This window comes from Rhizobium leguminosarum, from assembly GCF_004123835.1.
GTDB classification, from domain to species: Bacteria; Pseudomonadota; Alphaproteobacteria; order Rhizobiales; family Rhizobiaceae; genus Rhizobium; species Rhizobium leguminosarum_M.
This window is the reverse complement of record NZ_MZMU01000001.1, coordinates 172164-199027: the sequence shown is the minus strand read 5'-3', so window position 1 is coordinate 199027 and position 26864 is coordinate 172164. Positions and strand designations below refer to the sequence as shown.

At 62.9% G+C, this 26864-nt stretch carries 24 protein-coding genes; 13 read left to right on the top strand and 11 right to left on the bottom strand.

Features of this window, described 5'->3' with window-relative positions; genetic code table 11:
- The first annotated feature begins 16 nt into the window (after positions 1–16).
- Positions 17–517, top strand: a complete 501-nt coding sequence (locus B5P46_RS00940; RefSeq protein WP_129417047.1) for a nuclear transport factor 2 family protein — start codon at positions 17–19, stop codon at positions 515–517.
- A 2-nt stretch (positions 518–519) separates the two neighbouring features.
- On the opposite strand, the gene B5P46_RS00935 is transcribed toward B5P46_RS00940, so the two are convergent.
- From B5P46_RS00935 to B5P46_RS00910, 6 genes are all read right to left on the bottom strand, one after another.
- Entirely contained in the window at positions 520–1590 is a 1071-nt protein-coding gene (locus tag B5P46_RS00935) for an ABC transporter ATP-binding protein (RefSeq protein WP_129417046.1), read from the bottom strand.
- Positions 1587–2414 carry a carbohydrate ABC transporter permease gene (locus tag B5P46_RS00930; RefSeq protein ID WP_129417045.1) on the bottom strand — a complete coding sequence of 276 codons (828 nt, stop codon included), beginning with the start codon at positions 2412–2414 and terminating at the stop codon, positions 1587–1589. Before B5P46_RS00930 ends, B5P46_RS00935 begins: the two co-directional genes overlap by 4 nt.
- The gene (locus tag B5P46_RS00925) at positions 2411–3313 is read right to left on the bottom strand and encodes a carbohydrate ABC transporter permease (protein ID WP_027667130.1); all 903 of its coding nucleotides are present in this window, start codon (positions 3311–3313) and stop codon (positions 2411–2413) included. Before B5P46_RS00925 ends, B5P46_RS00930 begins: the two co-directional genes overlap by 4 nt.
- A gap of 262 nt (positions 3314–3575) precedes the next feature.
- Positions 3576–4808, bottom strand: coding sequence for an ABC transporter substrate-binding protein (locus tag B5P46_RS00920; protein ID WP_129417044.1), 1233 nt, complete (start codon positions 4806–4808; stop codon positions 3576–3578).
- A gap of 62 nt (positions 4809–4870) precedes the next feature.
- Positions 4871–5773 carry a sugar phosphate isomerase/epimerase family protein gene (locus B5P46_RS00915; protein WP_129417043.1) on the bottom strand — a complete coding sequence of 301 codons (903 nt, stop codon included), beginning with the start codon at positions 5771–5773 and terminating at the stop codon, positions 4871–4873.
- A gap of 11 nt (positions 5774–5784) precedes the next feature.
- Positions 5785–6819: a Gfo/Idh/MocA family protein gene (locus B5P46_RS00910; RefSeq protein WP_129417042.1), complete on the bottom strand. Its 1035-nt coding sequence runs from the start codon at positions 6817–6819 to the stop codon at positions 5785–5787.
- 136 nt (positions 6820–6955) lie between these two features.
- Between B5P46_RS00910 and B5P46_RS00905 the strand changes: the two genes are divergently transcribed.
- Both B5P46_RS00905 and B5P46_RS00900 read left to right on the top strand, forming a co-directional pair.
- Complete coding sequence (locus tag B5P46_RS00905; RefSeq protein WP_129417041.1) at positions 6956–7999, top strand: substrate-binding domain-containing protein; 1044 nt, start codon at positions 6956–6958, stop codon at positions 7997–7999.
- Positions 8000–8063: 64 nt separating this feature from the next.
- Positions 8064–8297 (top strand): type II toxin-antitoxin system Phd/YefM family antitoxin, encoded by a 234-nt coding sequence (locus tag B5P46_RS00900; RefSeq protein ID WP_245456079.1) that lies wholly within the window; start codon positions 8064–8066, stop codon positions 8295–8297.
- A gap of 44 nt (positions 8298–8341) precedes the next feature.
- Here the strand turns inward: B5P46_RS00900 and B5P46_RS00895 are convergent, their stop codons facing one another.
- Complete coding sequence (locus B5P46_RS00895; protein WP_129417040.1) at positions 8342–9679, bottom strand: LLM class flavin-dependent oxidoreductase; 1338 nt, start codon at positions 9677–9679, stop codon at positions 8342–8344.
- 322 nt (positions 9680–10001) lie between these two features.
- On the opposite strand from B5P46_RS00895, the gene B5P46_RS00890 reads away from it, so the two are divergent.
- Complete coding sequence (locus B5P46_RS00890) at positions 10002–11219, top strand: SfnB family sulfur acquisition oxidoreductase (RefSeq protein ID WP_129417039.1); 1218 nt, start codon at positions 10002–10004, stop codon at positions 11217–11219.
- Between the two features lie 76 nt (positions 11220–11295).
- On the opposite strand, the gene B5P46_RS00885 is transcribed toward B5P46_RS00890, so the two are convergent.
- Complete coding sequence (locus B5P46_RS00885; RefSeq protein WP_129417038.1) at positions 11296–12504, bottom strand: acyl-CoA dehydrogenase family protein; 1209 nt, start codon at positions 12502–12504, stop codon at positions 11296–11298.
- A 76-nt stretch (positions 12505–12580) separates the two neighbouring features.
- Positions 12581–13627, bottom strand: a complete 1047-nt coding sequence (locus tag B5P46_RS00880; protein WP_129417037.1) for a substrate-binding domain-containing protein — start codon at positions 13625–13627, stop codon at positions 12581–12583.
- Between the two features lie 234 nt (positions 13628–13861).
- Between B5P46_RS00880 and B5P46_RS00875 the strand changes: the two genes are divergently transcribed.
- From B5P46_RS00875 to B5P46_RS00835, 9 genes are all read left to right on the top strand, one after another.
- Positions 13862–15346, top strand: a complete 1485-nt coding sequence (locus B5P46_RS00875; RefSeq protein ID WP_129417036.1) for a sugar ABC transporter ATP-binding protein — start codon at positions 13862–13864, stop codon at positions 15344–15346.
- On the top strand, positions 15343–16404 hold the full coding sequence (locus B5P46_RS00870; protein WP_129417035.1) for an ABC transporter permease: 1062 nt from the start codon (positions 15343–15345) through the stop codon (positions 16402–16404). The genes B5P46_RS00875 and B5P46_RS00870 overlap by 4 nt, the downstream gene beginning before the upstream one ends.
- Before the next feature lie 17 nt (positions 16405–16421).
- A complete protein-coding gene (locus B5P46_RS00865) occupies positions 16422–17819 on the top strand; it encodes an LLM class flavin-dependent oxidoreductase (RefSeq protein WP_129417034.1) in 1398 nt (465 codons plus the stop codon).
- A gap of 140 nt (positions 17820–17959) precedes the next feature.
- Positions 17960–19570: an ABC transporter substrate-binding protein gene (locus B5P46_RS00860; protein WP_129417033.1), complete on the top strand. Its 1611-nt coding sequence runs from the start codon at positions 17960–17962 to the stop codon at positions 19568–19570.
- Between the two features lie 40 nt (positions 19571–19610).
- Positions 19611–20600 (top strand): ABC transporter permease, encoded by a 990-nt coding sequence (locus B5P46_RS00855; protein ID WP_129417032.1) that lies wholly within the window; start codon positions 19611–19613, stop codon positions 20598–20600.
- Positions 20597–21430 (top strand): ABC transporter permease, encoded by an 834-nt coding sequence (locus B5P46_RS00850; RefSeq protein ID WP_129417031.1) that lies wholly within the window; start codon positions 20597–20599, stop codon positions 21428–21430. Before B5P46_RS00855 ends, B5P46_RS00850 begins: the two co-directional genes overlap by 4 nt.
- Positions 21427–22221, top strand: a complete 795-nt coding sequence (locus B5P46_RS00845) for an ABC transporter ATP-binding protein (RefSeq protein WP_129417030.1) — start codon at positions 21427–21429, stop codon at positions 22219–22221. The genes B5P46_RS00850 and B5P46_RS00845 overlap by 4 nt, the downstream gene beginning before the upstream one ends.
- Complete coding sequence (locus B5P46_RS00840; RefSeq protein ID WP_129417029.1) at positions 22218–22997, top strand: ABC transporter ATP-binding protein; 780 nt, start codon at positions 22218–22220, stop codon at positions 22995–22997. The genes B5P46_RS00845 and B5P46_RS00840 overlap by 4 nt, the downstream gene beginning before the upstream one ends.
- Positions 22998–23008: 11 nt before the next feature.
- On the top strand, positions 23009–24103 hold the full coding sequence (locus tag B5P46_RS00835; RefSeq protein WP_129417028.1) for a pyridoxal-phosphate-dependent aminotransferase family protein: 1095 nt from the start codon (positions 23009–23011) through the stop codon (positions 24101–24103).
- 161 nt (positions 24104–24264) lie between these two features.
- Here B5P46_RS00835 and ligM read toward each other — a convergent pair whose 3' ends face one another.
- Positions 24265–25668 carry a vanillate/3-O-methylgallate O-demethylase gene (gene ligM / locus B5P46_RS00830; RefSeq protein ID WP_129417027.1) on the bottom strand — a complete coding sequence of 468 codons (1404 nt, stop codon included), beginning with the start codon at positions 25666–25668 and terminating at the stop codon, positions 24265–24267.
- A gap of 52 nt (positions 25669–25720) precedes the next feature.
- Positions 25721–26596, bottom strand: coding sequence for a methylenetetrahydrofolate reductase (locus B5P46_RS00825; protein ID WP_129417026.1), 876 nt, complete (start codon positions 26594–26596; stop codon positions 25721–25723).
- Between the last annotated feature and the right edge of the window lie 268 nt (positions 26597–26864).

The following is a 26864-nucleotide window of genomic DNA, read 5'->3' as shown; positions in this document are numbered from 1 at the left end:
CGTCAAGGAGATCCGCATGCGCAGACCATCGCTTGTTCGAGCCCTCTTCGTTTCAGTCGCACTCTTTTCCGGAGGAACCGCCGTGGCCGCAAGCCCGGAAGAAAACCGCAGGGTGATCGCCGATTATTACGCTGCCTACGACACCGGCGACATGAGCCGCGTCACCGCCTTCTTCGCCGACGATATCGAATGGCACATTCCCGGCCATCATCCGCTGGCCGGCGTCAAGCGCGGCAAGGAAGAGGTTGCGGCCTTCTTCCAGCAACTGGGCAAGGCCGGTTTCCGCGCCGAGCTGATCGCGTTGATGGCCGACGAGAACTGGGTGATCGACATGCATCGCGGCTGGTCGGGACGCGACGGCCTAGCCAATGTCGATACGATCTGGATACTCGCCTTCCGGATAGAGAAGGGCAAGATCAAGGAGGCGCGTAACTTCTCCTATGATCAGGCGGCCGCCAACACCTTCTTCTGGCAGGTCTATCCGCTGAAACCCCTACCCGACCGGCTGCTCGACTGACGTTAAATCAGGTGATCCGTCGACGCGTCGAAGAGATGGATCTGGCCCGGATCGATCGAAAGTCCGATCATGTCTCCTGCTTTGACCCTGTCGCGCCGCGTCTCGACGATCGTCAGCTCCGGCTCTGTCGCCGCGACGATGAAGGTTGACGAGCCGGTCGATTCGACGAAGGCGATCGGCACGTCGAAGCTGCCATGCCCGGGCTCGACGACGCCGATATGCTCCGGCCGGATACCCGCGACGAGCTTACGCCCGGGCTCGATGGTGCGGGTGATTGCAAGCGTCTGCTTCACCGCGCCGAAATCCAGCACCAGGCTCTTCCCGTCTTCGGCGGCGATCGCGGGAATGAAATTCATGGCCGGCGAACCGATGAAACCGGCGACGAACCGGTTCGCCGGCCGGTCGTAGAGGTCCAGCGGCGCACCCTGCTGTTCGATGATGCCATCGCGCATCACCACCACATGGTCGGCCATCGTCATCGCTTCGACCTGGTCGTGCGTGACGTAGACGAAGGTTGCGTGCAACCGGTCGTGCAGCGACCGGATTTCCTTGCGCATGTGGACGCGGAGCGCAGCATCGAGATTGGACAGCGGCTCGTCGAACAGGAAGGCCTTGGGATGTCGGATGATGGCGCGGCTCATGGCGACACGCTGGCGCTGGCCGCCGGAGAGCTCGCGCGGATAGCGTTTCAGGAGATGCGAAAGACCTGTCGTCGCCGCCACGTCCTCGGCGGCCTTCTTGGCCTCGGCCTTGGCGATGCCGCGGATGCGCAGGCTGTAGGTCAGGTTCTCCTCGACCGTCATATGCGGATAGAGCGCATAGGACTGGAACACCATGGCGACGTCGCGCTTGCGCGGCGGCACGCCATTCATCAGCTCGCCGGCAATCCTGAGATCGCCCGACGAAATGCTTTCGAGGCCGGCAAGCGAGCGCAGCAGCGTGGACTTGCCGCAGCCCGATGGGCCGACGAGCGCGACGAAGGTGCCCTTGGCGATCGAAAGGTCGATATTTTTCAGGGCATGGAAAGCGCCGTAATATTTGTTGACGCCGCTGAGCTCGATCTGCGTGGTCATTTGAGGGCTCCAGAGGTGAGGCCGGATACGATGCGGCGCTGCAAGAGAACGAAGATGGCAAGGATCGGCGTCACATACATCGTGGCGTAGGCCATGATGTTGTTCCACTCGTTGGTGTTCGGCCCCATGAAGGAGTTGAGGCCGACGCTTGCCGGCTGAAGCTCGGCCGCCTGGATCATCGACTTCGAATAGACGAATTCGCCGAAGGCCTGCATGAAGATCAGGATGGCGCTGACGAGGATGCCGTTGCGGGCGAGCGGTAGCACGATGTTGAAGAAGGCGCCGACGCGTGAATTACCGTCGACGAGTGCCGCTTCCTCCAGTTCCTGGGGAACGCTCATGAAGGTGGCGCGCACCAGGATGACGAAGAAGGGCATGCTCTTTGCCGCGACCGCGATGATGACGGCAAGGCGCGGAGTGGAAAGCAGGCCGATCTGCGAGAAGCCGACGAAGATCGGCGTGATCATCAGCGATGCCGGCAGGACCTGCAGCATCAGGATCAGGAACAGGCCGATATCCACCCAGACATTGCGGTATCTGGCGAGCACATAAGCGCAGCCGACGCCGAGCAGGGTGATGAGCGCCACGGAGCCGAGAGCGATGACCAGCGAATTCCAGAGGTAGCGGCCCATATCGCGGCTTTCCCAGACCGCGGCATAGGTGCCCCATTGCGGCGCTGCCGGCCAGAAGCTCGGCGGCGTCGCGAACATCTCCGAGCCGCTTTTCAGCGCGGTGATGTACATCCAGTAGAGCGGGAAGAGATAGATCGCCGCCATGACGATCGATATGGCGAGCATCAGGCGGTCGCGGTTCGTCGTATTCATCCGCGCACCTCATGGCGCGTGGACCGGACATAGACGACCGACGCGAACATGACGAAGACGATCATGATGACGGAGATCGTCGCGCCCTTGGCGAAGTCGTATTGGCGGAAGGAGAGATCCCAGGCCCAGTATTGCGTGACATTCGATGAATTGTTCGGCCCGCCCGACGTGATCGCGGCGAAAAGATCGAACTGCTGCAGGGTGAAGATCAGGCCGAGTGCAATGATCGCGCCGATGGTCGAGCGCATCATTGGCAGCGTGATCGTCCAGAAGCGCTGCCAGACATTGGCGCCGTCGAGTTCGGCCGCCTCAAAGAGATCGGCAGGAATGCCGGCGAGGCCGACGGAGAGCAGGATCATGTTGAACGAGGTGCCGAGCCAGATATTGGCGATGATGACGGCATAGAGCGAATAATGCGGGTCCGAGCGCCAGAAGATGTTGCCGGAGATGATGCCGCTTTCTTTCAGGATGAAGTTCAGCACACCGAAATCGCCTGAGAGAATCCAGTTCCAGATGGCGCCGACAACGAGGCCGGGCATGACCCAGGAGACGAGGAACAGGCCGCGCATCCACGAGGCGCCGGGAAAGTTGACCCAGAAGAACAGCGCCAGGCCGAAGCCGATCAGGAACTGGCCGGCAATGGAGCCGACGACGAAGATGACGGTGTTGTAGAGGATCGGCAGCGTTTCTGGCTGCGCGAAGAGGTCGGTATAATTCTTGAAGCCGACGAAGGGACGCGAGAAGGTGCCGAGGCTGAACATGTCGACCTCCTGGAAGCTCATCACGACATTGTAGATCAGCGGCAGCCCCGCCATCAGGAACAGAAAGCCGAGCGGGAAGGCGACCAGCACGATATCGAAACCGCGACCGTCCCTGACGCTCATCAGGATCCTTTTCATGCATCCTCCGATGCTCCGAACGGAGCCGCCTGGCGCATGATGCGGAAGACGGCCCCTGCCGGGAGGAAATGGTTGAGTTATCCCTTCTCCCCAGCGGGGAGAAGGTGGCCCGAAGGGTCGGATGAGGGGGCGGCATATGCTGCCCTTCGCTTGTCGCTCAAGGCGTTCGTCGCTTGCGCTCCTCACCCCCCTCATCTGCCCGTTGGGCATCTTCTCCCCGCTGGGGAGAAGAGGAAGCAAGCGGCTCGCTCGCAGCCAATGATCAGCCTAGTACTGCCTTGATCTTGTCGGCTGCCTGGTCGAGCGCATCCTTCGGGCTCATCTGGCCGGTCAGCGCTGCCTGGATGGCGTCCTGGATCGCCTTGGAGATCTTCGGCCATTGCGGATGCGGGCCGCGCGGCTTGGCGTATTTCAGCTGTTCGAGGAAGACCTTGAGGGCGGCATCCTTCAGCGGCTGGCCGGTCTCGGGGATCGAGATGTCGGAACGCGCCGGAAGCTGGCCGAAATTCTTGAACATCTTGTCGTCTTGCGAGGCGAAATATTCGAGCGCCTTAAAGGCTTCCGCCGGATGTTTGCTGGTGGAGAAGATCGCCCAGTTGAAGTCGCCCATGGCCGACGAACGCTCCGCCCCTTCCTTCGGAACCGGAAGCAATGTGACGCCCCAGTCGAACTTCGCTTCTTGGCTCATACGGTCGAGCTCCCAGGGACCCGAGATCGCCATTGCCGCATTGCCTGAGTTGAAGGTGCCGGTCGAATCCCACTGGCCGCGCGTCAGCGTGTCGGGAGAAGCGAGCTTCTCGTCCATGATCGTCTTCCAGACCTCGAGCGCCTTCACCGCGCCTTCGGCATTGATGTTCTCATAGCTGCCGCCGCTCATCTGGGCCCAGGGAAGGAACTGGAAGGTGCCTTCCTCGTTGGCCTTGGCCGAGAAGGCGAGACCGTAGACGTTCTTGGCGGGATCGGTCAGCTTGCGTGCGTCTTCGACCAGTTCGTCCCACGTCTGCGGCGGCTTCGCCGGATCGAGGCCCTTCGCCTTGAACATGTCCTTGTTGTAGTAGAGCGCGATCGTGTTGGTCGCCTTCGGCACGCCAAAATACTTGCCGTCCCACTCGACCGATTTCAGCGGCCCCGGAAAGTAGTTCTCCGGCTTGATGACGGTCGACTTGGCGATCATGTCGGTGAGATCGAGGAAGGCGCCGCGCGACGAGAACAGCGCATGCTCCGGATTGTCGACGGCGATGATATCGGGCGCCTGGCCGGTCGCATAGGCGCGCATGGCCTCGGTGACGACGTCGTCAAACTGAATCAGCCGATATTCGATCTTGATGCCGTTGTTCTGGGCATTGAACTCCTTGACGAGATTCGGCGCCGGCTGGATGTCCCTGTCCAGCGACCAGAGTGTCAGCGTGACATCTTCGGCCTTGGCCGAAAGGCCGGTGAGCGAGACGCCTGCGAGCGCGAGAGCGCCCAGAAGTGCATATTTGCGGATAGCCATGGTTCTCCTCCTTTGTGGTTATCCCCGTTTCCGGCAATTCCTCCTTGCCGGAAACGATATCATCAGATGGGATCGACGACGAATTCGCCGCCCCGGGCATGCTTGAGGTGGTTCAGCGCATAGACCTGGCCGGTCATTTCAAGCGCGTCGCGATAGACCGGGTCGTGCCAGCCTTCGATATCGATCGAGCCCGACCAGCCGGCAAGGCGCAGCTCGGAAATGATGTCGGTCCAGTTGCTGTCGCCGAAGCCCGGCGTGCGCATGAAGACGAACTTCTCCTTGCCGAAGATGCCGTGTTCCTTGATGACCTCCCAGCGGATGGTCGCGTCCTTGCCGTGGACGTGGAAGAACTTGTGCGCCCATTTGCGGATCTGCGGCAAAGGGTCGATCAGATAGACCATCTGATGGCACGGTTCCCATTCCAGCCCGATATTATCGTCAGGCGTCTCGTTGAAGATCAGTTCCCAGGCATCGGGATTGTGGGCGATGTTCCAGTCGCCGCTTGCCCAGTTGCCGTCCATGGCGCAATTCTCGAAGGCGATCTTGACGCCCTTGTCGGCGGCGCGCTTGGCAAGCTCGCTCCAGATCTGCTTGTAGCGAGGCAGGCTGTCGGTCAGCGGCTTGCCGCGGATGCGGCCGGTGAAGCCGGCAACGCAGGTGGCGCCGAAATGATGGGCATTGTCGATGCAGTCCTTCCAGCCCTGCAGCGTCTCGAGGTCGATCGCGCTCTCTTCCAGCGGATTGCCGAACATGCCGAGCGTCGAGATGGTGATGTCGCGGTCGCCGATCGCATCGAGGCAGCGCTTGCCGAGTTCGGCAAGATCCTGGCCCTTGGTCGTCTGCCAGAAGAAGGGTTCGAAGCTTTCGAAGCCCAGGTCGGCGATCTCGCCGATGCGGGTTGCGGCATCGCCCTTGTTGCCGCTGACCATGGTGCCGATACGAATGGATTTTGCAGGGTTGCTCACGTCACGTCATCCTATGCTGAAATTTCGACGCGCCTGCCCGTCTTGGCGCTTTCGATCGCGCCGAAGACCATGGCAAGGCTTCGGATATTGTCGGAATTGACCGTCTCGGGCCGTTTGCCGGAGCCGATCGCCGCGATGAAGTCGGCGATGACGCTGGCGTGACCATGGGTCTCCTCGTCATGTTCCGGACCGGGAACGTTTACGGCAGCGTGCCCACGCAAAAGGCCGGGCTCTTCACCGGCGATGGTCGCCTTGAAACTCTCTTCCCCATTCCAGGTGAGCATTCCCTTCGAGCCGATGAGGCGCCACTGGCTTTCCCAGCTGGTGCGCTCGCCCTCGGCGCACCAGGAGCCGCGATAGGTGAAGACGATGTCGTCGGAAAATTCGAAGATGGCATTGGCTGAGGCGCCGTGCCGATACCATGAACCCTTCGGATTGCGCTCGACGCAATAGACGGCGAGCGGCTTCCTGTCGGCGACAAAACGCGCCGCATCGAAGGTGTGGATCGCCATGTCGAGAAGCAGGACGTTGTCCATCTCTTCGCGGAAGCCGCCGAAATGCGGCGCCAGGAAGAAGTCGCAATGGATGCCGGTGAGTTCGCCGATCGCGCCGCTTTCGACGAAACGGCGCAGGCGCCTGACGCCTGATATGAAGCGACGGTTCTGGATGACGGCGTGGATGCGGCCGGTCTCGGCGGCAAGATCGACCAGCGCAGCGCCCTTGGCAAGCGAGGCCGCCATCGGCTTTTCGCTGAGCACATGGCAGCCGGCCTTGAGTGCGGTGGCAACGACGTCGTAGCGCGCAGCCGGAATGACGATGTCGAAGACTAGGTCGGCCTTCGTAGCCGCGATGACGTCGGACAGGTCCGAACCGATGACGGCGCCTTCAAGGCCGAACTCCGCGGCAAGCTTTTCCGCCGTCTCCCGGTTCAGGTCGACGAGGCCAACGATGGTGATGGAATCCGCCAGGAGGGTGTTGGACGCGATGGCGCGCAACCAACCTTTGGACATAGCTCCGCACCCGCACAGAATGGCACTGAATTTCACGATTTCCTCCAGGGGAACGGTGTCAACTCTCCTCGTGACACGCACTCCGTAAACGTTTACGACTGTAGGCGAAAACATTTTGCGGTGTCAATAGACGCCAAATGGGAAATTACGGACGGGAGGAAAATCGTCAGCGATGAAGGGGATTCGCCAGCTTGCCGAACACTTGAATATCTCGATCGGCACGGTCTCCCGCGCGCTGAACGGCAAGCCTGATGTCAATCAGGAAACCCGCCGGCGGGTGTTGGCGGCGGCCGAGGAACTCGGCTATGTCGCCAACCAGTCTGGGCGGAGCCTGAGACAGGGGGAGACGAAGGTCATCGGGTTGATGATCGAATCCAGCAAGGAGACGGTCGAGAACGCCGACAACTTCTTCCTCGGCGTCACCAGCGGCCTGCAGAGCGTCTTTGCCCGCCACAAGCTCGACCTCCTCATGTTGCCCTGCCCGAGCGACGAGGACCCGCACGAATATCTGAAGCGGATGGTGGCGCGGCGCATCGTCGATGCGATGATCATCTCGGACACGCAGCGGGTCGACCGGCGTATCGACTTTCTGTCGCGGGCGAAGATTCCCTTCGTCGCGCTCGGCCGCAGCCTTTCGGCCAGCAATTTTCCATGGATAGATCTCGATTTCGAGGGCGTGGCCGACCATGCCGTCGAGCGGCTGATCGCGCTGGGTCACCGCCGGATCGCGATCACCGCGCCATCGAGCGAGGCCAACCTCGGCTATCTCTTTATCGACAGCTATCGCCGGGCGCTCGAGCGGCACGATATTGCCTTCGATCCGTCGCTCGTCATCCGCGTCAGGTCGAGCGAACAGGGCGGCTATCAGGCGGCCCATGAGCTGCTGCTGCTCGAAGAGCGGCCGACGGCGGTGATCCTGATCTACGAGCTGATGGCGATCGGCCTTTACCGCCGCCTGATGGAATCGGGCGTCATGCCCGGCCGCGACCTTGCGGTGATCGGCTTCCGCGATGCACCGCGCGCACGGTTCCTGCAGCCCTCGCTCAGTTGCTTCCGCATCTCGCTCTACGATCTCGGCGTCGCGCTCGGCCGGATGCTTCTCGCCAACATGCCGGCCTATCGAGATTTCTATCCGGGAGGCGAGCGCAACATTATCTGGCCCCTCGAACTGATGCCGGGCGAAAGCGATGCGTTCGATGTGGGGGCGATGGTCTGAGACCGGCAGGTTGGGTATATTCCCTCTTGATGTAGAGTGGATGGTTTCGATGAAAATGTCCTTCATGACCGGCGCAGCCTTCAACCGGAATCCGAGCAAGGCGAAGAAGGAAGCGAGCGAGCGGCCGCTGGTGATCACTGATCGCGGCGAAGCGGCCTATGTCCTTGTCAGCTATGCTGAATTTCAGGTGAACTGGACGCCGAAGACGCTGTTTGAGGCATTACGCGATCCCTCCGCTGATGAAAGGGAATTCGAACCCGCGCGGCTGGGCTTCGATAACAGGACCGTCGAATTCTGACGGTTACGCCATCGTCTTGCCGCGCGGGGATTGCCCATAGCGTCTTACGCACTGGCGGCGAAAAACCGGTTCTCCGGCCGCGGCAATCCGAGATGCTCGCGTAGCGTCGTGCCCTGGTATTCGCTGCGGAACAGGCCGCGGCGCTGCAACTCGGGAACCAGCCGTTCGGTGACGTCGAGTAGACCCTGCGGCAGGTACGGGAAAACTACGTTGAAACCGTCCGAGCCTTCCTCGTCCAGCCAGCGTTCCATGTCGTCGGCGATACTTGCCGGCGTGCCGACGAAGGCGAGGCCGGCATAGCCGCCGTAGCGCTGCGCCAGCCGGCGCACCGTCAGATTTTCTTCGGCGGCAAGCTTCAGCACCTGGGCGCGGCCGGTCTTGCTGGCATTGGTGTCGGGAATATCGGCCGGCAGCGGCGCGTCGGGATCGAAGCCCGAAGCGTCATGGCCGAGTGCGATCGAAAGCGAAGCGATGGCGCTGTCGTAATGCACCAGGCTGTCGAGCGTGGCGCGTTTGGCGCGGGCCTCCTCGATGCTGTCACCGACGATGACGAAGGCAGCGGGCAGGATCTTCAGATGGTCGCGGTTGCGGCCGATGGCTTCCATGCGGCCCTTGATATCGGCATAAAGCGCCTTGCCGGCGGCCAGATCGCGCGGCGAACAGAAGACCATCTCGGCGGTCTCCGCGGCAAGCTGGCGGCCGGGGTCCGACTGACCGGCCTGGACGATGACGGGCCAGCCCTGCGGCGGCCGGGCGATATTGAGCGGCCCGCGCACGCTTAGTTCCTCGCCCTTGTGGCCGAGCACATGCATCTTCTCCGGATCGAAGAACAGGCCGCTTTCTCGGTCGCGGATGAAGGCATCGTCGGCGAAACTATCCCAGAGCCCGGTGACCACATCATAGAATTCCCGGGCGCGATGATAACGCTCGCCATGCTCCACATGTTCGTCGAGGCCGAAATTGAGCGCGGCGTCGGGATTGGACGTCGTGACGATGTTCCAGCCGGCGCGGCCGCCGCTGATATGGTCGAGCGAGGCGAAACGACGAGCAATGTGATAGGGCTCGTCGAAAGTGGTGGAGGCGGTCGCAACGAGGCCGATGCGCTCCGTCACCGCCGCCAGCGCCGAGAGCAGCGTGAAGGGCTCGAAGGAGGTCACGGTGTGGCTGCGCCTGAGCGCCTCGACCGGCATGTTGAGCACGGCAAGGTGATCGGCCATGAAGAAGGCGTCGAATTTCGCCCGTTCCAGCGCCTGCGCGAAGGATTTCAGATGGGCGAAATTGAAATTGGCGTCGGGATAAGAACCGGGATAGCGCCAGGCGCCGGTATGCAGGCTGACGGGGCGCATGAAGGCGCCGAGGCGCAAGTGCCGTGAACGGGTCATGATTTTCCTCATGGATCGGGCAAGGCGGCCGCCCTGCCCCGCATTGGGCGTTCTTTCTGCAACAGGCGCCGTGACGCACCTGACATCGGTTACGTAGGAGGTCGCCGTCGTCAAATCGAGACCGGGAGCGTCAGTTCTGGGCAGGAATTCTATCGCTTCCCAGGCGACGTCGTCGCACGAGTGTCGGACCGCAACACTAATCGCCGCGGTCGAAGCCTGATAAGCAAACACTTTTCATTTTCCATCGCATCTATAGAATTTGTGCTCTTATCTCGACGCTTAATTTCTTTCACCGATAGGCTCGTCAGAATTGGAGACATCGATGAACACCGTGCTGAGGCAAGCAGACCAGATCCGGCCCGTGGCCGACCGTATCGGCAGCGATGATGAGGCGATCGCCACCGCCTGCAGACTGGCGGCCCAATTTGCCGCACGCGCAGCCGAGCGCGACGCCGACCGGATCCTGCCGTTTAGCGAACTCGATCTTCTCGCCCAGTCCGGCCTTCTGGCGATCACCGTGCCGGCGCAATATGGCGGGCTTGACGTCTCCAACGCCGTGCTTGCCGAGATCACCGCGATCCTGTCTGAGGCGGACGGTTCGATCGGCCAGATCCCGCAGAACCATTTCTATATCCTCGAGGCGCTCAGAACCGACGGCGGCGAGGAGCAGCAGCGCTATTTCTTTGGTCGCGTGCTGGCCGGCGATCGTTTCGGCAATGCGCTATCCGAGCGCGGCACCAAGACGGTCGGCCACTACAATACGCGCATCACCCGCGACGGTCCGGGTTATCGGATCAACGGCCGCAAATTCTATTCGACCGGCGTCCTCTTCGCCGACTGGATCACCATCTTCGCGCTCGATCCGGAGGACCGGCTGACCATGGCCTTCGTGCCGAAGGGCACAGAAGGTGTCGAGATCGTCGACGACTGGGACGGTTTTGGCCAGCGCACTACCGGCAGCGGCACGACGATCCTCGACAATGTCTATGTCAGCGCCGATTCCGTGGTCTTCCATCACAAGGGCTTCGAGCGGCCGACGACGATCGGCTCGGTCGGTCAGATCATCCATGCCGGCGTCGATCTCGGTATCGCACGGGCGGCCTTTGCCGAAACGCTGGAGTTCGTCAGGACGAAATCGCGCCCCTGGATGGATAGCGGCCTTGAGCGTGCCTCAGACGATCCGCTGACGATCGCCAGGGTCGGCCAGATCGCCATTCGCCTGGAAGCTGCAACAGCTCTCGTGGAGCGCGCCGGGCACAAGGTCGATGCCGCGCAGGTCGAGACGACGGAGGAAAAGGTGATCGCGGCCACGCTGGCCGTCGCTGCGGCGAAGGTGCTGACGACCGAAGTGGCGCTTGAGGCCTCGAACACGCTTTTCGAGCTTGCCGGAACCTCGTCGGTGCAGGCCGGCCTCAACCTCGACCGCCACTGGCGCAATGCCCGCACCCATACGCTGCACGATCCCGTGCGTTGGAAATATCACGTCGTCGGCAACTACCATCTGAACGGCGTAACGCCGCCGAAGAACGGCGCGCTCTGAAATCTCACCTCTCCAACCGAAAACCCCACCGCCGGTGCCGGCAGTGGGGTTTTTGCGTTCGATGAACGATGGCCGTTCAGCTATAGAGGCTGACCTCCGGTATCTTGTCGTTCAGCACGAATTCACCGACTTCCTTCGCCTTGTAGAAGACCGGGTCGTGCAGCGTATGGGTACGGACATTGCGCCAGAACCGGTCGAAGCGGTATTTGTCGGCCGTCGATCGAGCGCCCGTAAGCTCGAAGACGCGCGAGGTGACGTCGAGCGAGACATGGGTGGCGTGGACCTTGGCGGCATAGGCTTCCGCCGCCGCCTCGCCGCGCTCACGCGCGGTGACGTCGCGGCCGCGGGCAAGGCTTGCCTGCACGGCGGCTGCCGCACTGTCGGCAAGGGCCGCCGAAGCCTTCAGCGCGGCGGTGAATTCGCCGACGCGTTCGAGGATATAGGGATCATCGGCCGCCCGCTCGACACCGGAGGTGATCCACGGCCGGGTCGTGTTGCGGACGTAATCGGCCGCCGCCTGCAGCGCGCCTTCCGCGGTGCCGAGATAGAAATTGACGAAGACCAGTTGGATGAACGGTGTATTGAAAGTCGACAGCACCGGCGGCGCCACGTCGGGTGCGGCCGGTGCGCCGACGAAATCCTCCTCGTAAACGGGGAAATCATGAAATTCGACGCTGCCGCTGTCGGACAGGCGCTGGCCGATATTGTCCCAGTCGTCGTTGGCGACGTAGCCCGGACGATTGGTTGGCACGGCGAAGCCGGCGATCTTGTCGTCGAGCGTCGCATTGGCATTGATATAGTCGGAGACCCGCGCCGCCGTGGAGAAGGACTTGCGTCCGTTCAGCACATAACCGTTGCCGCGGCGGGTGAGCACCAGCCCGGGATCGCGCGGATTGACGGCCGCACCCCAATAGAGGTTCCTGGCGACGGTATCGCTGCCCAGCGCATGGGCGCGCGCGGCATCGAGCGCCCAGTAGATGTACTGGCTGTTGACATAGTGGTAGCCGAGCAGCTGGCCGATCGAGCTCTCGCCACGGGCGAGAATGCGCACCAGCCTCAGCCCGTCGACCCAATCGAGGCCACCGCCGCCGATTTGCGTGGGATGCAGCGCATTGAGTAGCCCGGCATTCTTCAATTTGACGATCTCGGCGAGCGGCGGACGGCCTTCGCGGTCGAGGTCTGCGGCGCGCCGCGACAGGTCGGCAGAGATCTCCTCGGCACGGGCAAAGAGGTCTTCGCGCGTCGGGTTGCGGCTGGCCGCAAAAATGACATTGGATTGGCTCATGGGCGGAACTCCAATTCTTCAAAAAGATGATCCGGCGGGAGCTCGACGCTCCCGCCGGACGGATCGAAGTGCGAGGTCAGAACAGCTTGTCCGGGATCCAGCTGGCGGTCGCCGCATCGCTCGTGCTGAAGGCCGGGATCTTTTCTGCCAGTTCCTCGATCGTCTTGACGCCGGCTGCGCGCAGGCTTTCCTGCGTCAGAAGCGTCGGCTTCACGGTGATTTGGTGGGGAACCGTCTGCCCGGCGATTTCGAGTGCTGCGGCGCGAATGGAGACGGCGCCGACGACGGCCGGATTGGTCGCCACGGTCGCAACCCAAGGGCTGCCTTCCTCGGTGATTTCCTGGATATCGGCCGTCGAGACGTCGGCCGAATAGATCTTGAGCTTGTTTGATATGCCGAGGTCGTTGGCGGCGAGCTTCACGCCCCGGGCGAATTCGTCATAGGGGGCGAAGACCACCGATATGTCGGGATTGGCGGTCAGCACCGCCTTCGCCTGATCGGCGGTCGAAGTCGCCGTCGTGTCGCTGACATTGCCGAAGCGGGCCTTTTCGATCACGCCTTTATTGTCCGACTTGAACTTGTCCCAGACTTCGTTGCGGCGGTCGAGCGGCGCAAAGCCCGCGACATAGACATAGCCGGCGTTGAAGCTCTCGCCGTTGTCCTTCACCACCTGTTCCAGCGCCAATGATGCGAGTTCGTGATCGCTCTGCTCCACCTGGGGAATCTTGGGATTGTTGAGGTTGACGTCGAAGGCCACGACCTTGATGCCCTTGTCGAGCGCCTGCTGCACGACGTCGCCGAGCGATTCCGGCAGGCCGTGGTCGATGACGATGCCGGAGACGCCGAGATTGATCGCCTGCAGGATCTGCTCGCGCTGTTCTGCGGCATCCTGCCGGCCGGGGAAGATGCGCAGGTCGATATCCAGCGCCTTGGCCTGGGCTTCAGCCCCCGCCTGGTAGGCCTGGAAGAAATCGCCGGCCGAGATGTAGCTGATCAGAGCCACATTGACGCCGCCCTTGTCGAAAGGGGCAGGAGCGCCGGACAGACCGTCGGCTTTTGCGCCTTGGGTGAAAATGAACGGAATGACGGCGGCAGACAGTGCGAGCCGTGCGAGGGATTTCATCGTCGCGTTCCTTTAGTAATCGGGAGCGTCGTCTGACAGGTCTGGCAGCCCTCGCGACGCGTCGGATTATTAGATATAATCTCTATGTTTTTAGTAGAGTAAATGATCCGATTTTATGGGCTGTGGGAGATTCTTTGTTTCCCGAGGGCAGTTCGCGGGGGAAAGGCGTGCCTGGAGTTCGACTGCCCGGACAGGGCACACTCCGGCTTCGATTGCAGTCCCGGACCTTTATCGATGCCGCTTCTTCACATTGAAAATATCACCCGCAGTTTCGGATCGACGCGGGCGCTTGCCGGCGCTGATTTTTCTATGGAACGCGGCGAGATCGTGGCGCTGATGGGCGCAAACGGCGCGGGCAAATCGACGCTGGTCAAGATCCTTTCCGGCGTGCTTCCGGCCGATGGCGGCATGGTCAGCCTCGATGGCCGCGCCTTTGCGCCGCGTAGCCCGGCCGAAGCGGCAAGAGCCGGCGTCGTCACGGTGCATCAGTCGACGGATCTCGTCGGTGCGGCCGGTCTGACCGTTGCCGATGCCCTGCTGCTCAACCGGTTTGCCGATCGCAGCACACCCTTCTTCGTCTCGCGCGCCGGCATCCGCCGTGCCGCGCAGTCCATGCTCGACGCCGCCGGCTTCACCCTGCCGCTGGACCGTGATTTCGGTGACCTCGCCAGCGCCGATCGGCAATTGGTGGCGATCGCCCGGGCGCTTGCCAACCGTGCCGACCTCCTCATCCTCGATGAGCCGACGGCGAGCCTTTCCGGAGAGGAAAGCCGGCGCCTCTTCGATATCCTGATCGGCCTGCGCAAGCGCGGACTGGCGATCCTCTATATCTCGCATCGTACAGCCGATCTCGAAGCCATCGCCGACCGCGCGCTCGTCATGCGCGGCGGTCGCGTCGTCGGCACCTTCTCGCGGCCGATCGATTTTTCGAGCGCCATCGAGACGATGATCGGCCGCAGACTGGATGCGGCCCGGCCGGATGCGCGGCCCGCGACCGGACCAGTGATTTTCGAGATGCGCGGTGCCCGCCTGCTCTCTGGGGCCGCCTCCTTCGATCTGTCATTGCATGAGGGCGAGGTGGTGGCGGTGACCGGTGCGCTCGGCGCCGGCAAGAGCCGGCTGTTGTCGGCGATTTTCGGGGTGACGGCGCCTGCCGGCGGCGCGATGTTCCTCGGCGGCCGGCCCTATCGGCCGAAAGGCCCGGCCGAGGCGATTGCCGCAGGTGTGGCGATGGCGGCCGAAGACCGGCATCGCTCCTCGCTGATGCCACCGGCATGGCCCGGCCATTCGCTGTCGGCGACCATCAGCCTGCCGCATCTTGGCAAATGGTATCCGCGCGGTTTCCTTGTCGGTGGCCGCGAGCGACGCGAAGCCGAACAGGCAATCGCCCGTCTCGGCATCAAGGCCGCGGGTCCGCTCGCCTCGGTCTGGTCGCTGTCCGGCGGCAACCAGCAAAAGGCTGTGATCGCTCGCTGGGAGGCGGAACCAAGCCGGCTGCTGCTGCTCGACGAACCCTTCCAGGGCGTCGACGTCGGCGCCCGTCATGACATCATCCGGGCAATCCGCGCCCGTACTGACCGGGCGACGCTGATCGCGACCTCCGATCCGGAGGAGGCCTATGAAGTGGCCGACCGCATCCTCGTCATCGACCGCCACGTGTTGAGGCTCGCGGCAGACGGGGCCGCTCTTGCCTCCGCAATCCAGGGAATATCCGCATGACGACCATCGATGACGACACTCTTCCACAGGCAAACGCCCGGCCAAAAGCATCACCGCAAGCCCATAGCGGCGGCCTTGCATCTCTCGGGGCATTTCTCCGGGCGGGCGCGGTGTTCATCCTGCTGGCGCTGCTCGTCGTCGGCTTCACCATCGCCCAACTCGCCTTCATCAACATCGCCAATCTAATGAGCATCCTGCAGGCGGTGTCCGTCGTCGCCATTCTCGGCGCCGGGGTCACCGTCACGCTTGCCGTCGGCGGTTTCGACCTGTCGATCGGCGCGGTCGCCGCATCGAGTGTGATGGCGGCGAGTTATGCGATGATCGTCTGGCACCTTGATGCCTATGCGACGGTGCCACTGGTGCTCGCCTTTGGCGCCCTGATCGGCCTCGTCAACGCCTTCCTCATCGTCCGCCTGAAGGTGCCGGATCTCCTGGCGACGCTGGCGATGATGTTCCTGCTTTCCGGCCTGCAGTTGATCCCGACCGCCGGCCGGTCGATTTCGGCGGGACTCACCCTGCCTGATGGATCGAAGGCGACCGGCGCCTACGACCCGGCCTTCCTGCTGATCGGCCGCTACAGCATCCTCGGTAGCCTGCCCGTTTCCGTGGTGCTGATGGCGACGGTTGCCGTCGTCCTCTTCATCCTCACCGAGCGCACCCGCATCGGCCGCTTGCTGTTTGCGACCGGCGGCAACGAGGTCGCCACCCGGCTTGCCGGCGCCTCGACGGTGCGGCTGAAGACGCTCGCCTATGTCCTATCGGGCACGCTGGCATCGCTCGGCGGCATTGTCATCGCCGCCCGCGTCGGGCGTGGTGATATCTCGTCCGGCGGCTCGCTGCTGATGGATTCGGTCGCCGCCGCGCTGATCGGTTTTGCCGTCTTCAACCTGCAGCGTCCAAACGTGCTCGGCACCATTGCCGGCGCCGTCTTCGTCGGTGTGTTGCTGAACGGCCTCACCATGCTGAACGCTCCCTATTACACCCAGGATTTCGTCAAGGGCGCCGTGCTCGTCGGAGCCTTAGCGCTGACCTACGGCCTCGGCCGCAGCAATCCCTAATTCCAAGGAAGAAAGACATGACCCGCGAAATCAGGCTGAACGCCTTCGATATGAATTGCGTCGGACACCAGTCGCCGGGGCTCTGGCGCCATCCGCGCGACAAGTCCTGGACCTACAAGGATCTCGACTACTGGGTGCATCTGGCAAAGACGCTGGAGCGCGGCAGGTTCGACGGGCTGTTCATCGCCGACGTGCTCGGCGTCTACGATGTGCTCAACGGCAATGTCGATGCTGCACTTCGCCATTCGGCGCAGGTGCCGGTCAACGATCCGCTGCAGCTCATTCCAACCATGGCCTACGAGACCGAGCATCTCGGCTTCGGCCTGACGGCGTCGCTCTCCTTCGAGCACCCCTACACCTTCGCCCGCCGCATATCGACGCTCGACCATCTGACCAAGGGGCGCGTCGGCTGGAATATCGTCACCTCCTACCTTAACAGCGGTGCGCTCAATATCGGCCAGCCGGCGCAGACGAAGCATGATGACCGCTACGACCTCGCCGAGGAATATCTCGAGGTCTGCTACAAGCTCTGGGAGGGAAGCTGGGAGGATGGCGCCGTCGTCCGCGACCGCGAAAGCGGTATCTTCACCCATCCTGACAAGGTCCACCCGATCCGCCATTCCGGCAGGCATTTCAACGTGCCCGGCATTCACTTGAGCGAACCCTCGCCGCAGCGCACGCCAGTGCTCTACCAGGCCGGCGCCTCCAGCCGCGGCAAGGATTTCGCCGGCGCCCATGCCGAATGCATCTTCGTCGCATCCCCGTCGAAAGCCGTGCTGAAGCGTTACGTCGCCAATGTCCGCGAGGCGGCCGAACGCGTCGGCCGCAACCCGCGCGAAATCCTTGCCTTCAATCTGCAGACCGTGATCCTCGGCGAGTCCGATGCGGAAGCGCAGCGGAAGTTCAACGAATACCGCAAATACGCCTCCTTCGAGGGGGCGCTGACGCTGATCTCCGGCTGGACCGGCATCGATTTCGGCCAGTTCGGGCCGGACGAGGTGCTGCGGCACCGCCATACCAATGCGGTGCAATCGGCCGTAGAGACCTTCACCACCATCGATCCCACCAAGGAATGGACGGTGCGCGAAATGGCCGACTGGGTCGGCATCGGCGGTTTCGGCCCTGTGTTCGTCGGTTCGCCGCAGACGGTCGCCGATCTGATGCAGGAATGGATCGAGGATACCGATGTCGACGGCTTCAACCTCGCCTATGCCGTCACGCCCGAGAGCTTCGAGGATGCCGTCGATCTGCTGGTGCCGGAACTGCAAAAGCGCGGCGTCTATAAGACCGAATATGCCAAGGGAACGCTGCGGGAAAAGCTTGGTGGCAAGGGACCGCGTCTCGTCGCTCCGCATCCGGGTGCTGCTTACCGCAACCTCGCGGGAGAACCGGTCAGGCTTGCCGCCGGCGGCTGATCGGCACGGCTTGCTCAGGCGAATGCGCACAGGGCAGAAAAATATCTCGCCCGGCTTGCGCATTTGAATTTAATATCCGTCGCAATGATCTTTTCGCCGTGAATATAGTCTGGCGAATTGTTCACCGATCAGGAGGGGTCATGACCGTATCATCTATCTCGCGGCGCACGCTGATGAAGGGCACTGCCCTGCTGCTTGCCTCGACGGCGCTCGCCCGGCAGGCGCTCGCGCAGACCGCGTCCGGCGGCGGCCGGCTGATCGTTGCGGCCGATTCCGAGCCGAAGAACCTCAACCCTGCCATCGTCGCCTCGAACGGCGTCTTCTTCGTCGCGAGCAAGGTGATCGAGCCGCTCGCCGAAGCGTCGTTCGACGGCAAGGACGGGCTTTCACCGCGCCTCGCCACCTCCTGGGAGGGCTCGGATGACGGTCTTGCCGTCACCTTCAAGCTGCGCGACGGCGTCACCTGGCACGATGGCAAGCCGTTCACCTCGGTCGATGTCGCCTTCTCCGCGCTCAATATCTGGAAGCCGCTGCAGAATCTCGGCCGCCTGGTCTTCGCCAATCTCGAAACCGTCGATACACCCGATGATTACACCGCCATCTTCCGCTTCTCCAAGCCGACGCCGTTCCAGCTCATCCGCAACGCGCTGCCTGTCGTTACCAGCGTTGTCGCCAAGCATATTTTCGACGGTACCGATATCGCCACCAACCCTGCCAACAACACGCTGATCGGCACCGGTCCCTTCAAATTCGCCGAACACAAGCCCGGCGAATATTACCGGCTGACGCGCAATGAGAATTACTGGGACAAGGAGCAGCCGAAACTCGACGAGATCATCTTCCGGGTGCTGCCCGATCGCGAGTCGGCGGGTGCAGCACTGGAAGCCGAGGAGATCCAGCTTGCCGCCTTTTCGGCGGTGCCGCTTGCCGATCTCGACCGTATCTCCAAGGTCGACGGCATCAAGGTGATCTCGAAGGGCTATGAGGCCCTGACCTATCAGCTCGTCGTCGAGATCAATCATCGCCGCAAGGAATTGGCCGATCTCAGGGTGCGGCAGGCGATCGCCCAGGCGATCGACAAGAAATTCGTGGTCGACACGATCTTCCTCGGTTACGCGGCCGCCTCGACCGGCCCGGTGCCGAAGAATGCGCCGGAGTTCTATACACCCGATGTCGCGACCTATGCGTTCGACCCTGCGGCCGCCAACGATATCCTCGACAAGGCGGGTTACAGCCAAGGGCCTGATGGTAACCGCTTTACGCTGAAGCTTCGCCCGGCGCCCTATTTCAACGAAACCCGGCAGTTCGGTGATTACCTTCGCCAGGCGCTCGCCGTCATCGGCATCAATGCGGAGATCGTCAATGCCGATGCGGCCGCGCACCAGAAGGCTGTTTATACCGACCACGACTTCGACCTTGCCGTCGGTCCGCCAGTCTTTCGCGGTGATCCGGCGATCTCCACCACCATTCTCGTCCAGTCCGGCACACCTGCCGGCGTGCCCTTCTCCAATCAGGGCGGCTACGTCAATCCGGAGCTCGACAAGATCATCAAGCAGGCCTCGGAGACTGTCGACACGGCGGCGCGCACCGATCTGTACCGCAAGTTCCAGCAGCTTGTCGTCGCCGATCTGCCGCTGATCAATGTTGCGGAATGGGGTTTCATCACCGTTGCGCGCGATACCGTGCTCAACGTCGCGGACAATCCGCGCTGGGCCGTCTCGAACTGGGGCGATACGGCGCTGCAATCGTGATAGGATCGGCGGCAATTCTCTTCCAGAGGCCCTGTCCGGCGTGAGACGTGCAATCATCCTCCTGAGGCGCAGGGCGATCAGCAGCATTCCAGTGCTGTTGATCGTGGTGATCTTCACTTTTTTCCTGCTTGAATCCGCCTCGGGCGATGCCGTCGACGCCTATCTCGGCTCGATCGGCGGCGGCGATGCCGCACTTAGGCAGTCGCTGCGCGAGAGCTACGGCCTCGACCAATCGATGTTCGCGCGCCTCTGGCTCTATCTTTCCTCACTCGCACGCTTCGATCTCGGCTGGTCGGTCGCCTTCGGCCGGCCGGTCGGGGCGCTGATTGCCGAACGTCTGCCCAATACGCTGCTGCTGATGGGCAGCGCGACGGCGCTATCCTTCGGCCTCGGCTCAGCGCTCGGCATCCTTGCCGGAGCGCGGCCGGGCGGTCTGCGTGACCGGCTGCTGTCGATCGGCTCGCTGATCGTCTATGCCATTCCGAGTTTCTGGCTCGGCCTGGTTCTGAGCATTGCCTTTTCGGTGAAGCTGCGCTGGTTCCCGATCGCCGGCGTCGAGACGATCGCTTCCGGCAAGACGGGATTTTCGCGCGCGCTCGATATCGCCGATCATCTGGTTCTGCCGGTCGGCGCGCTTGCCCTGATCTATCTCGCTCTGTTCCTGCGGGTGATGCGCAGCGGCATGGCCGAGGCGTGGAAGCTGGATTTCGTGCTCTTCGCCCGGGCCAAGGGGCTGTCGCGGAGCCGGATCGTGCTGCGCCACGTGGCGCGTAATGCGCTGCTGCCGCTTGTCACCATGCTCGGACTGCAGTCGGCGGCCATGCTCGGTGGCAGCGTAGTGATCGAGAGCGTCTTTGCGATCCCGGGTTTCGGGCGGCTGGCGCAGGAGGCGGTCAACGGCCGTGACGCGCCGTTGTTGATGGGCATCATCGTCATCAGCGCCGTCCTCGTCATCTCGGTCAATTTCCTCGTCGATCTCGTCTATGCCGCGCTCGACCCGCGCATCGGCGCATCGGAGGGCGGCGCATGAGCTGGCTGCGCCGACTGTTGCGCACGCCGGAAGGTGCTGCAGGATTTGCTATCCTTCTCGTCCTGCTTTCGGCCGGGCTGCTCGCTCCAGTTATTTCGCCGGGCGATCCGCTGAAAATTGCCGGCCGCGCCCTGCTGGCGCCGTTCACCGATCCGGGTTTTCCGCTCGGCACCGACCGTCTCGGTCGCGACGTGCTGGCGGGCCTGCTCTATGGTGCCAGGACCTCGCTTGCCGTTGGCCTGGCGGCGGCGTTTGCGGCCATGGTGCTGGGGCTCTGCGTCGGCCTTGCGGCCGGTTTTGCCGGCGGGCTCGTCGACGAGGCGCTGATGCGAGTGGTCGACGCCTTCCAGATCGTGCCGGCTTTCCTGCTCGCCCTAGCTTTCGTCAGCACCATCGGCGTCTCGACGCCGGTTGTCGTCCTTGCCATCGCACTCGGCACCTGGGCCGATCCGGCGCGGCTGACGAGAGCGCAGGTGCTTGCGATCCGCGAGCAGGACTATGTCGCCTCGGCAAGGGTGATCGGCATGCATCCGGCCGAAATCGCTTTCCGGGAAATCCTGCCGAACGCATTGCCGCCGGTGCTGGCGCTTTCGGCCACCATCGTCGCCGGTGCGATCCTCACCGAGGCAGCGCTTTCCTTCCTGGGTCTGGGCAACCCCAATATCGCCACCTGGGGTTCGATGATCGCCGAGGGCCGCAGCGTGTTGCGTTCGGCATCCTATCTCTCGGTCATACCGGGTGCGGCACTCGCCGTGACCGTGCTCGGCGTCCATCTCTTCAGCGAGGGTCTGGGCAAGGCGCTTGGCGACAATGGCGTGAGGGCGGCATGAGCGGGATTTTTTTGAGCCTGCGACAGCTTTCTGTCACCTATGGGCGCGGCAGCAGCGGTGTGGCCGCGCTAGACCATATCGATCTTGATATCGTCGCCGGCGAAAGGCTGGCGATCATCGGCGAAAGCGGCTCCGGCAAGAGCACGCTTGCCCGGGCGCTTGCCGGTCTGCTGCCGGTAGGAACGAAGGTCGGCGGTGAGATGTTCTGGCCCGGCCTTGGCCATCCGCCCCGCCCAGGCCGCGATTTCGGCTTCGTCTTCCAGGATCCGGGCTCCAGCCTCAACCCCGTCCTGACGGTCAGCGAGCAGATCGCCGAGGGCGCCAGGCGCCATCTCGGCCTCAGCTGGAAACAGGCCTATGTCAGGGCCGAGGAATTGCTTGAGCGGGTACGGATACCGCAGCCTGATAAGGCGATGCGGGCCTTTCCGCATCAGCTTTCCGGCGGCCAGCGCCAACGCGTGGCGATTGCGGCGGCCATTGCCGCGAGGCCGGCGCTGCTGATCGCCGACGAGGCGACCAACGCGCTCGACGTCGTCGTCCAGGCCGAGATCGTCCGCCTGCTCGACGGGCTGGTGCGCGAGGACGGCATGACGCTGCTGTTCATCACCCACGACATCGCGCTTGCCTCAGGCTTTGTCGATCGCATCGCCGTTTTCCGCAATGCGAAGCTGGTCGAGGCTGGTCCCGTCCGTTTGGTGCTTTCGGCGCCTGAGAGCGACTATACCGCCGCCCTCATCGCCAGCCATCGCGACCTCGCGACGCCACCGCTGATCGCGGAGGTGCTGCCATGAACGATGTGCTGCTTTCCGTCGAAAACCTGTCGAAAGGGTTCTCTTCTGCGGGCCGCCGGATTGCCGCTCTCGATAATGTGTCGCTGACGATCGCGCCTGGGGAAACGCTCGGTCTCGTTGGCGCCTCCGGCAGTGGAAAATCGACGCTATCGCGCATCCTGCTGCGGCTTGTTGCGGCCGATGCCGGTTCGATCCGTTTCGAGGGGGCAGACTGGCTTGCGCTGAACGGCGCGCCGTTGCGCCGCAGGCGGGCGCGCATGCAGATGGTGTTTCAGGATCCGCTCGCCGCCTTCAATCCGCTGGCGACCGTCGGTGCGGTACTCGACGATCCGCTTCGCATCCACGGCGTCGCAAAAGACCGGCGACCCGGGGAGATCGTCGAGCTGCTGGAGCGTGTCGGCCTCACTGCAGATCATGCCGCCCGTCCGGTGCGGGCACTCTCCGGCGGCCAGCGGCAGCGTGTGGCGATTGCGCGTGCGATCGCGACGCGGCCCTCGTTGCTGGTGCTGGACGAGGCGGTCTCGGCGCTCGATGTGACCGTGCGCGGCAGGATCCTCGAGCTTCTGGTCGATCTGCAGAAAGAACAGGGCATTGCCTGTCTGTTCATTTCGCACGATCTTGCCGTGGTCCGCGCCGTCTCCCACCGCATCGCCGTTATGGATGGCGGACGAGTAGTCGAGATCGGCCCGGCAGCGGCGGTCGTTGCCGCGCCGCAATCGGAGGCCGCCCGTGCGCTCGTTGCCGCCGTCCCCCGTCTCGTGACCGATCCTTGCTGAAGGAAGTATCCATGTCCGATCTTGGTTGGAATCCCCTGCATGGCGTGCCCTCCTATCCCGCGGAGCGTTACGCCGTCCTTGCCGACAGGATCGGCGGCATATTGCGCAGCCGCAACGACATATTGCTGGTGCAGGCCGAAGCGGTGGTGGCGCTGGAGGCGGCGGCGGTCAGCCTTGCACGCCCCGGCCTTTCAGCACTCAATATCATCACCAGCCCGTATGGCGGCTGGTTCGGGCAATGGCTGCGGCGGGGTGGCGCGACGGTAGAGGATGTTGTCGCCGAGCCGGGCCTGCCGATCGAGATCGAAGCCGTTGCAAAAGCGCTCGACGCCGGTCCTCACATCGATGTGCTGGCGCTGGTTCATGCCGAATCCGCAAGCGGCATCCTTAATCCCCTGCCCGAGATACTGGCGCTTGCCCGGGCTCGCAACATCGTCACCGTCGTCGATGCGGTCGCCTCGGTCGGCGGCCATCAGCTCGACGTCGATGATCTCGGCATCGACATCGCGGTGATCGGGCCGCAGAAGGCGCTCGGCGGTCCGGCCGGCGTGTCCGCACTTTCGGTCAGCGGCCGCGCCTGGGATCTGATCCTCAGAGACGGTGCGCCGCGCGATTCGATTTTGTCTTTGGCCGATCTGAAGACATGGGTCGATGGCGGCAGAGCTGGCCTGCCAGGAACGCCGGCGCCGCTGGAATTCTTCGCGCTGGAGACAGCGCTCGACCGGATCGAGGCCGAGGGCATGGAGAATATCGTCGCCCGTCATGCGCTTGCGGCATCGGCGACACGGGCGGGACTTGCCGCACTTGGCGCTGCGGTCTGGGTGCCGGCGGAAAAGGCCTCGAACCTGGTGACGGCGGTGCCTGTGCCGGAGGCAGTGGAGCCCGCTTCGCTGATCGCGGCCGCGGGGCGGCTGGGGGTCGAGATCACGGCCGGTGTCGGAAATGGGTCTGCCCGTCTCGTGCGGCTCAACCATACCGGTCCGCGCGCCGCATTCCAGACGGTGCTTTCGAATGTGGTGGCTTACGGCATGGCCCTCAGGCAGGCAGGCCATCCCGCGGATAGTGCTGCGGCTTCAGAGGCGATCTCAGCAGCCTACAGCCGCTGAGGGGATGCTCTCAGAATCCGGAAGCGGCACCGGCTGATCGTTTTCGGCGCGCCCAGGCTCGGCGAACAATAGGTTGCTGCCGCCGATCGGAATTTGTGGGATGGCTACAGCGCCGCGCGTCTTTTCAGACGCACAAAGGGCGCTGTAGCCCTTTGAATTGCTTACGCCGTCTGCCGGGTGCGCCAGCTATCGGCATAGGCCTCGCGTGCATCGCGCGCATAAGGAACCGGCGCGACCTTGACACGGATTTCGAGCTGCCTGTGACGTTCGACGGTGGTCTTGCGGGTCCCGCCGTCCGGCTCGCCCCAGACGAGGGTCAGCACGTCGCCCACCTCTACATCAGGCTCGACCGTACCGAGCGAAAGCATGGTGCGTTCGTTGTGGCTGTAGCCTGAGAACATCGACAAGCCGATCGCCCTGCCGTTCTTCACTACCATGTCGTAGTTGGACGAAGCATAGTTCGACAGCGGCAGGTCGATATACTTGTAATTATCGGCTGAGGGGTCGAACAGCGATTGGAAGACTTTGGCGACATCCTCCTGGTTCCAGGCAAATGTCACCTTCTTGCGATGCGGCTTGTCGGCAATCTTTTCGAGCGCGGCGCGGCCGATGAAGTCGTGATCGAATTTGACGAATGGGCCATAGCCGAGTTCGTATGGGGTCAGGTAATAGTCCTCGATATTGTCGGAGACGAAGCTGCCACCGATCGAGCCGGTTGCTTCATAGCTGTCGGCACCCAGCCATTCGCGGAAGGATTTCATGCGCTCGTCGGTATACACCGCCGGCAGCGGCGACGGAATCCAGCCGGATTCCAGCGTGTTGGTCGCATAGGCACGGGCACCGACCTGGCGCAGGCCAAATTCTTCGCCCGCTTCCAGGATGACGTTGCGGATCTCGTCACCTTCTTCATAGGGTCCGAAAATCTCGAGGCCGGGGGCGCCCGACATGCCGTGGCGCAGCGTGCGCACGCGGCGCCCGCCGATGTTCATCGTATCCATGTTGAAGAACTTGACATCGGCGAGCGGTCCGCCGTTGACCTTTTCGAGGATCTTCCAGGCGTTTGGTCCCTGTATCTGGTAGCGGTACCGCCGGCGCACGACCGGTTTGCCGCCGGGGCGCGATGGTGACCGGTCGTCACGGTCGAGCTTCACGTCGTAGCCGCCGGTCTGTCCGTGGAACTCTACCCAGTTGATCGTCGGTGCGCGGCCGACGATGAGATACTGGCTTTCGGCAAGATGGAAAAGAATGACATCGCCGATGACATGGCCGCTATGGCTGACCGGCACGAACTGCTTGGCGCGATTGACCGGGAAATTGGCGAAGCTGTTGATGCCGAGATGCGAGATGAGCTTCAGCGCATCCGGCCCCTCGATCATCAGTTCGGCCATATGGTGCGACTGGTCAAAGAGCACGGCGGTTTCGCGCCAGGCGCGCTGCTCGTCGCGCCAGTTGCTGAATTCCGGCGGTACGACAGGATAGATATAGGCGCCAATCTGCGAATTGCGGAGCATATCCACCGTGTTGCCGGCGGCATTCAGCTTCTGCTCGAGGCTCTGTTTCGTCATGATATTCCTCCCATTGAAAAGATGCTTGTCGAGGCCTTGCAGCCGGTTTCAGTCAGCGATCCACCTGCTGCTCTGCCCAGCGGATGGATTGGGCCGGATCGCCGAAGGTGAAGAAATGCACGCCGCTGATGCCGAGATCCGGTTCGGCGGCCTGTGCTGCGGCAATCTCCATCAGCAACTCTTCCGGCGTTTCGCCCGAAAGGACGTTGCGGGCGATCTCGCTTCTTTCGCGCAGCGCCCGCAAGGATGCGCCGACGCCGCAGCGAAGCGCGTATTTGAGAAGCTTTGTGCGGCTGGCCGGCCCGGCGATGCCGACCCTGAGCGGCGCCGTCACGCCCCGTTCGCGAAGCCGCCCTGCAAAGTTCAGGAGCGGTTTCGGATCGAACAGGAACTGGCTCACCAATAACACATCGAGCCCCGCACGTGCAGCCGCATCGACCTTTGCCGTCAGCGCCCAGTCGAGGACGGCGCCGGCGATCCGGGGATGCCCTTCCGGGTAGCAGGCGATGGCGATCCGGTCGATGCCATATGTCTGGAAGAGCCCTGTTTCGATTAGGTCCAGGCTGGAGCCGAAGGCCCCGGCGGCATCGTCCCGATCACCGCCAAGGACGAGCGCATGGCGGACGCCGGCCTCCTTCGAAAGCCGGGCAAGCATGGTGTCGAGTTCCAGGCGGTTCCGGACGTTGCGGGCGACGATGTGGGGAACCGGCACGAAGCCGGCATCTCTCAGCGCCGCCGAGGCCCTTACCAGAAGGCCGATATCTTCTTTCGGAAGATGGGCGACGAAAACCTCGCAACCCCGCGGCAGGGTCGCCGTTATGCTCTCCAGCGACTGGAGGTCGCGCGACGTCATCTCGATGGAATAATGCGAGAGGAGATCGGCAAGCGGCGCCTTCTCCCGGCTCTCGCTTTGCGGCGCAATCATCATAAGCCTCTCTCCTCATCATGCGGAAATCTTATGTGTCCATGCTGTATACAATGATAGGCCGAAAATTATGCCGCCAGCAAGTGACATAACGAATGTCGCGGAAAAATACCAAAACTTAGTCCTATTGATAACCGTTTAGATATGAAATGATGTGGCATTGATCATGTAATAATCACTTGACAGGCGTTGGTATACACGTCGTACTCTTTTCGAAAAGGAATGGGGAATGTCGTCCGCGACACGTGAAGGCCCAAGTGCCCGAAGAGGC

What these genes read in the sequence shown, in the direction of transcription:
- B5P46_RS00925 (WP_027667130.1), bottom strand. Translation starts at nt 3,313, where the DNA reads ATGAAAAGGATCCTGATGAGCGTCAGGGACGGTCGCGGTTTCGATATC.
- B5P46_RS00895 (WP_129417040.1), bottom strand. Translation starts at nt 9,679, where the DNA reads ATGACCCGTTCACGGCACTTGCGCCTCGGCGCCTTCATGCGCCCCGTC.
- B5P46_RS00835 (WP_129417028.1), top strand. Translation starts at nt 23,009, where the DNA reads ATGTCCGATCTTGGTTGGAATCCCCTGCATGGCGTGCCCTCCTATCCC.
- B5P46_RS00840 (WP_129417029.1), top strand. Translation starts at nt 22,218, where the DNA reads ATGAACGATGTGCTGCTTTCCGTCGAAAACCTGTCGAAAGGGTTCTCT.
- ligM (WP_129417027.1), bottom strand. Translation starts at nt 25,668, where the DNA reads ATGACGAAACAGAGCCTCGAGCAGAAGCTGAATGCCGCCGGCAACACG.
- B5P46_RS00880 (WP_129417037.1), bottom strand. Translation starts at nt 13,627, where the DNA reads ATGAAATCCCTCGCACGGCTCGCACTGTCTGCCGCCGTCATTCCGTTC.
- B5P46_RS00930 (WP_129417045.1), bottom strand. Translation starts at nt 2,414, where the DNA reads ATGAATACGACGAACCGCGACCGCCTGATGCTCGCCATATCGATCGTC.
- B5P46_RS00900 (WP_245456079.1), top strand. Translation starts at nt 8,064, where the DNA reads ATGACCGGCGCAGCCTTCAACCGGAATCCGAGCAAGGCGAAGAAGGAA.
- B5P46_RS00885 (WP_129417038.1), bottom strand. Translation starts at nt 12,504, where the DNA reads ATGAGCCAATCCAATGTCATTTTTGCGGCCAGCCGCAACCCGACGCGC.
- B5P46_RS00865 (WP_129417034.1), top strand. Translation starts at nt 16,422, where the DNA reads ATGACCCGCGAAATCAGGCTGAACGCCTTCGATATGAATTGCGTCGGA.
- B5P46_RS00845 (WP_129417030.1), top strand. Translation starts at nt 21,427, where the DNA reads ATGAGCGGGATTTTTTTGAGCCTGCGACAGCTTTCTGTCACCTATGGG.
- B5P46_RS00940 (WP_129417047.1), top strand. Translation starts at nt 17, where the DNA reads ATGCGCAGACCATCGCTTGTTCGAGCCCTCTTCGTTTCAGTCGCACTC.
- B5P46_RS00825 (WP_129417026.1), bottom strand. Translation starts at nt 26,596, where the DNA reads ATGATGATTGCGCCGCAAAGCGAGAGCCGGGAGAAGGCGCCGCTTGCC.
- B5P46_RS00905 (WP_129417041.1), top strand. Translation starts at nt 6,956, where the DNA reads ATGAAGGGGATTCGCCAGCTTGCCGAACACTTGAATATCTCGATCGGC.
- B5P46_RS00850 (WP_129417031.1), top strand. Translation starts at nt 20,597, where the DNA reads ATGAGCTGGCTGCGCCGACTGTTGCGCACGCCGGAAGGTGCTGCAGGA.
- B5P46_RS00920 (WP_129417044.1), bottom strand. Translation starts at nt 4,808, where the DNA reads ATGGCTATCCGCAAATATGCACTTCTGGGCGCTCTCGCGCTCGCAGGC.
- B5P46_RS00935 (WP_129417046.1), bottom strand. Translation starts at nt 1,590, where the DNA reads ATGACCACGCAGATCGAGCTCAGCGGCGTCAACAAATATTACGGCGCT.
- B5P46_RS00890 (WP_129417039.1), top strand. Translation starts at nt 10,002, where the DNA reads ATGAACACCGTGCTGAGGCAAGCAGACCAGATCCGGCCCGTGGCCGAC.
- B5P46_RS00875 (WP_129417036.1), top strand. Translation starts at nt 13,862, where the DNA reads ATGCCGCTTCTTCACATTGAAAATATCACCCGCAGTTTCGGATCGACG.
- B5P46_RS00870 (WP_129417035.1), top strand. Translation starts at nt 15,343, where the DNA reads ATGACGACCATCGATGACGACACTCTTCCACAGGCAAACGCCCGGCCA.
- B5P46_RS00860 (WP_129417033.1), top strand. Translation starts at nt 17,960, where the DNA reads ATGACCGTATCATCTATCTCGCGGCGCACGCTGATGAAGGGCACTGCC.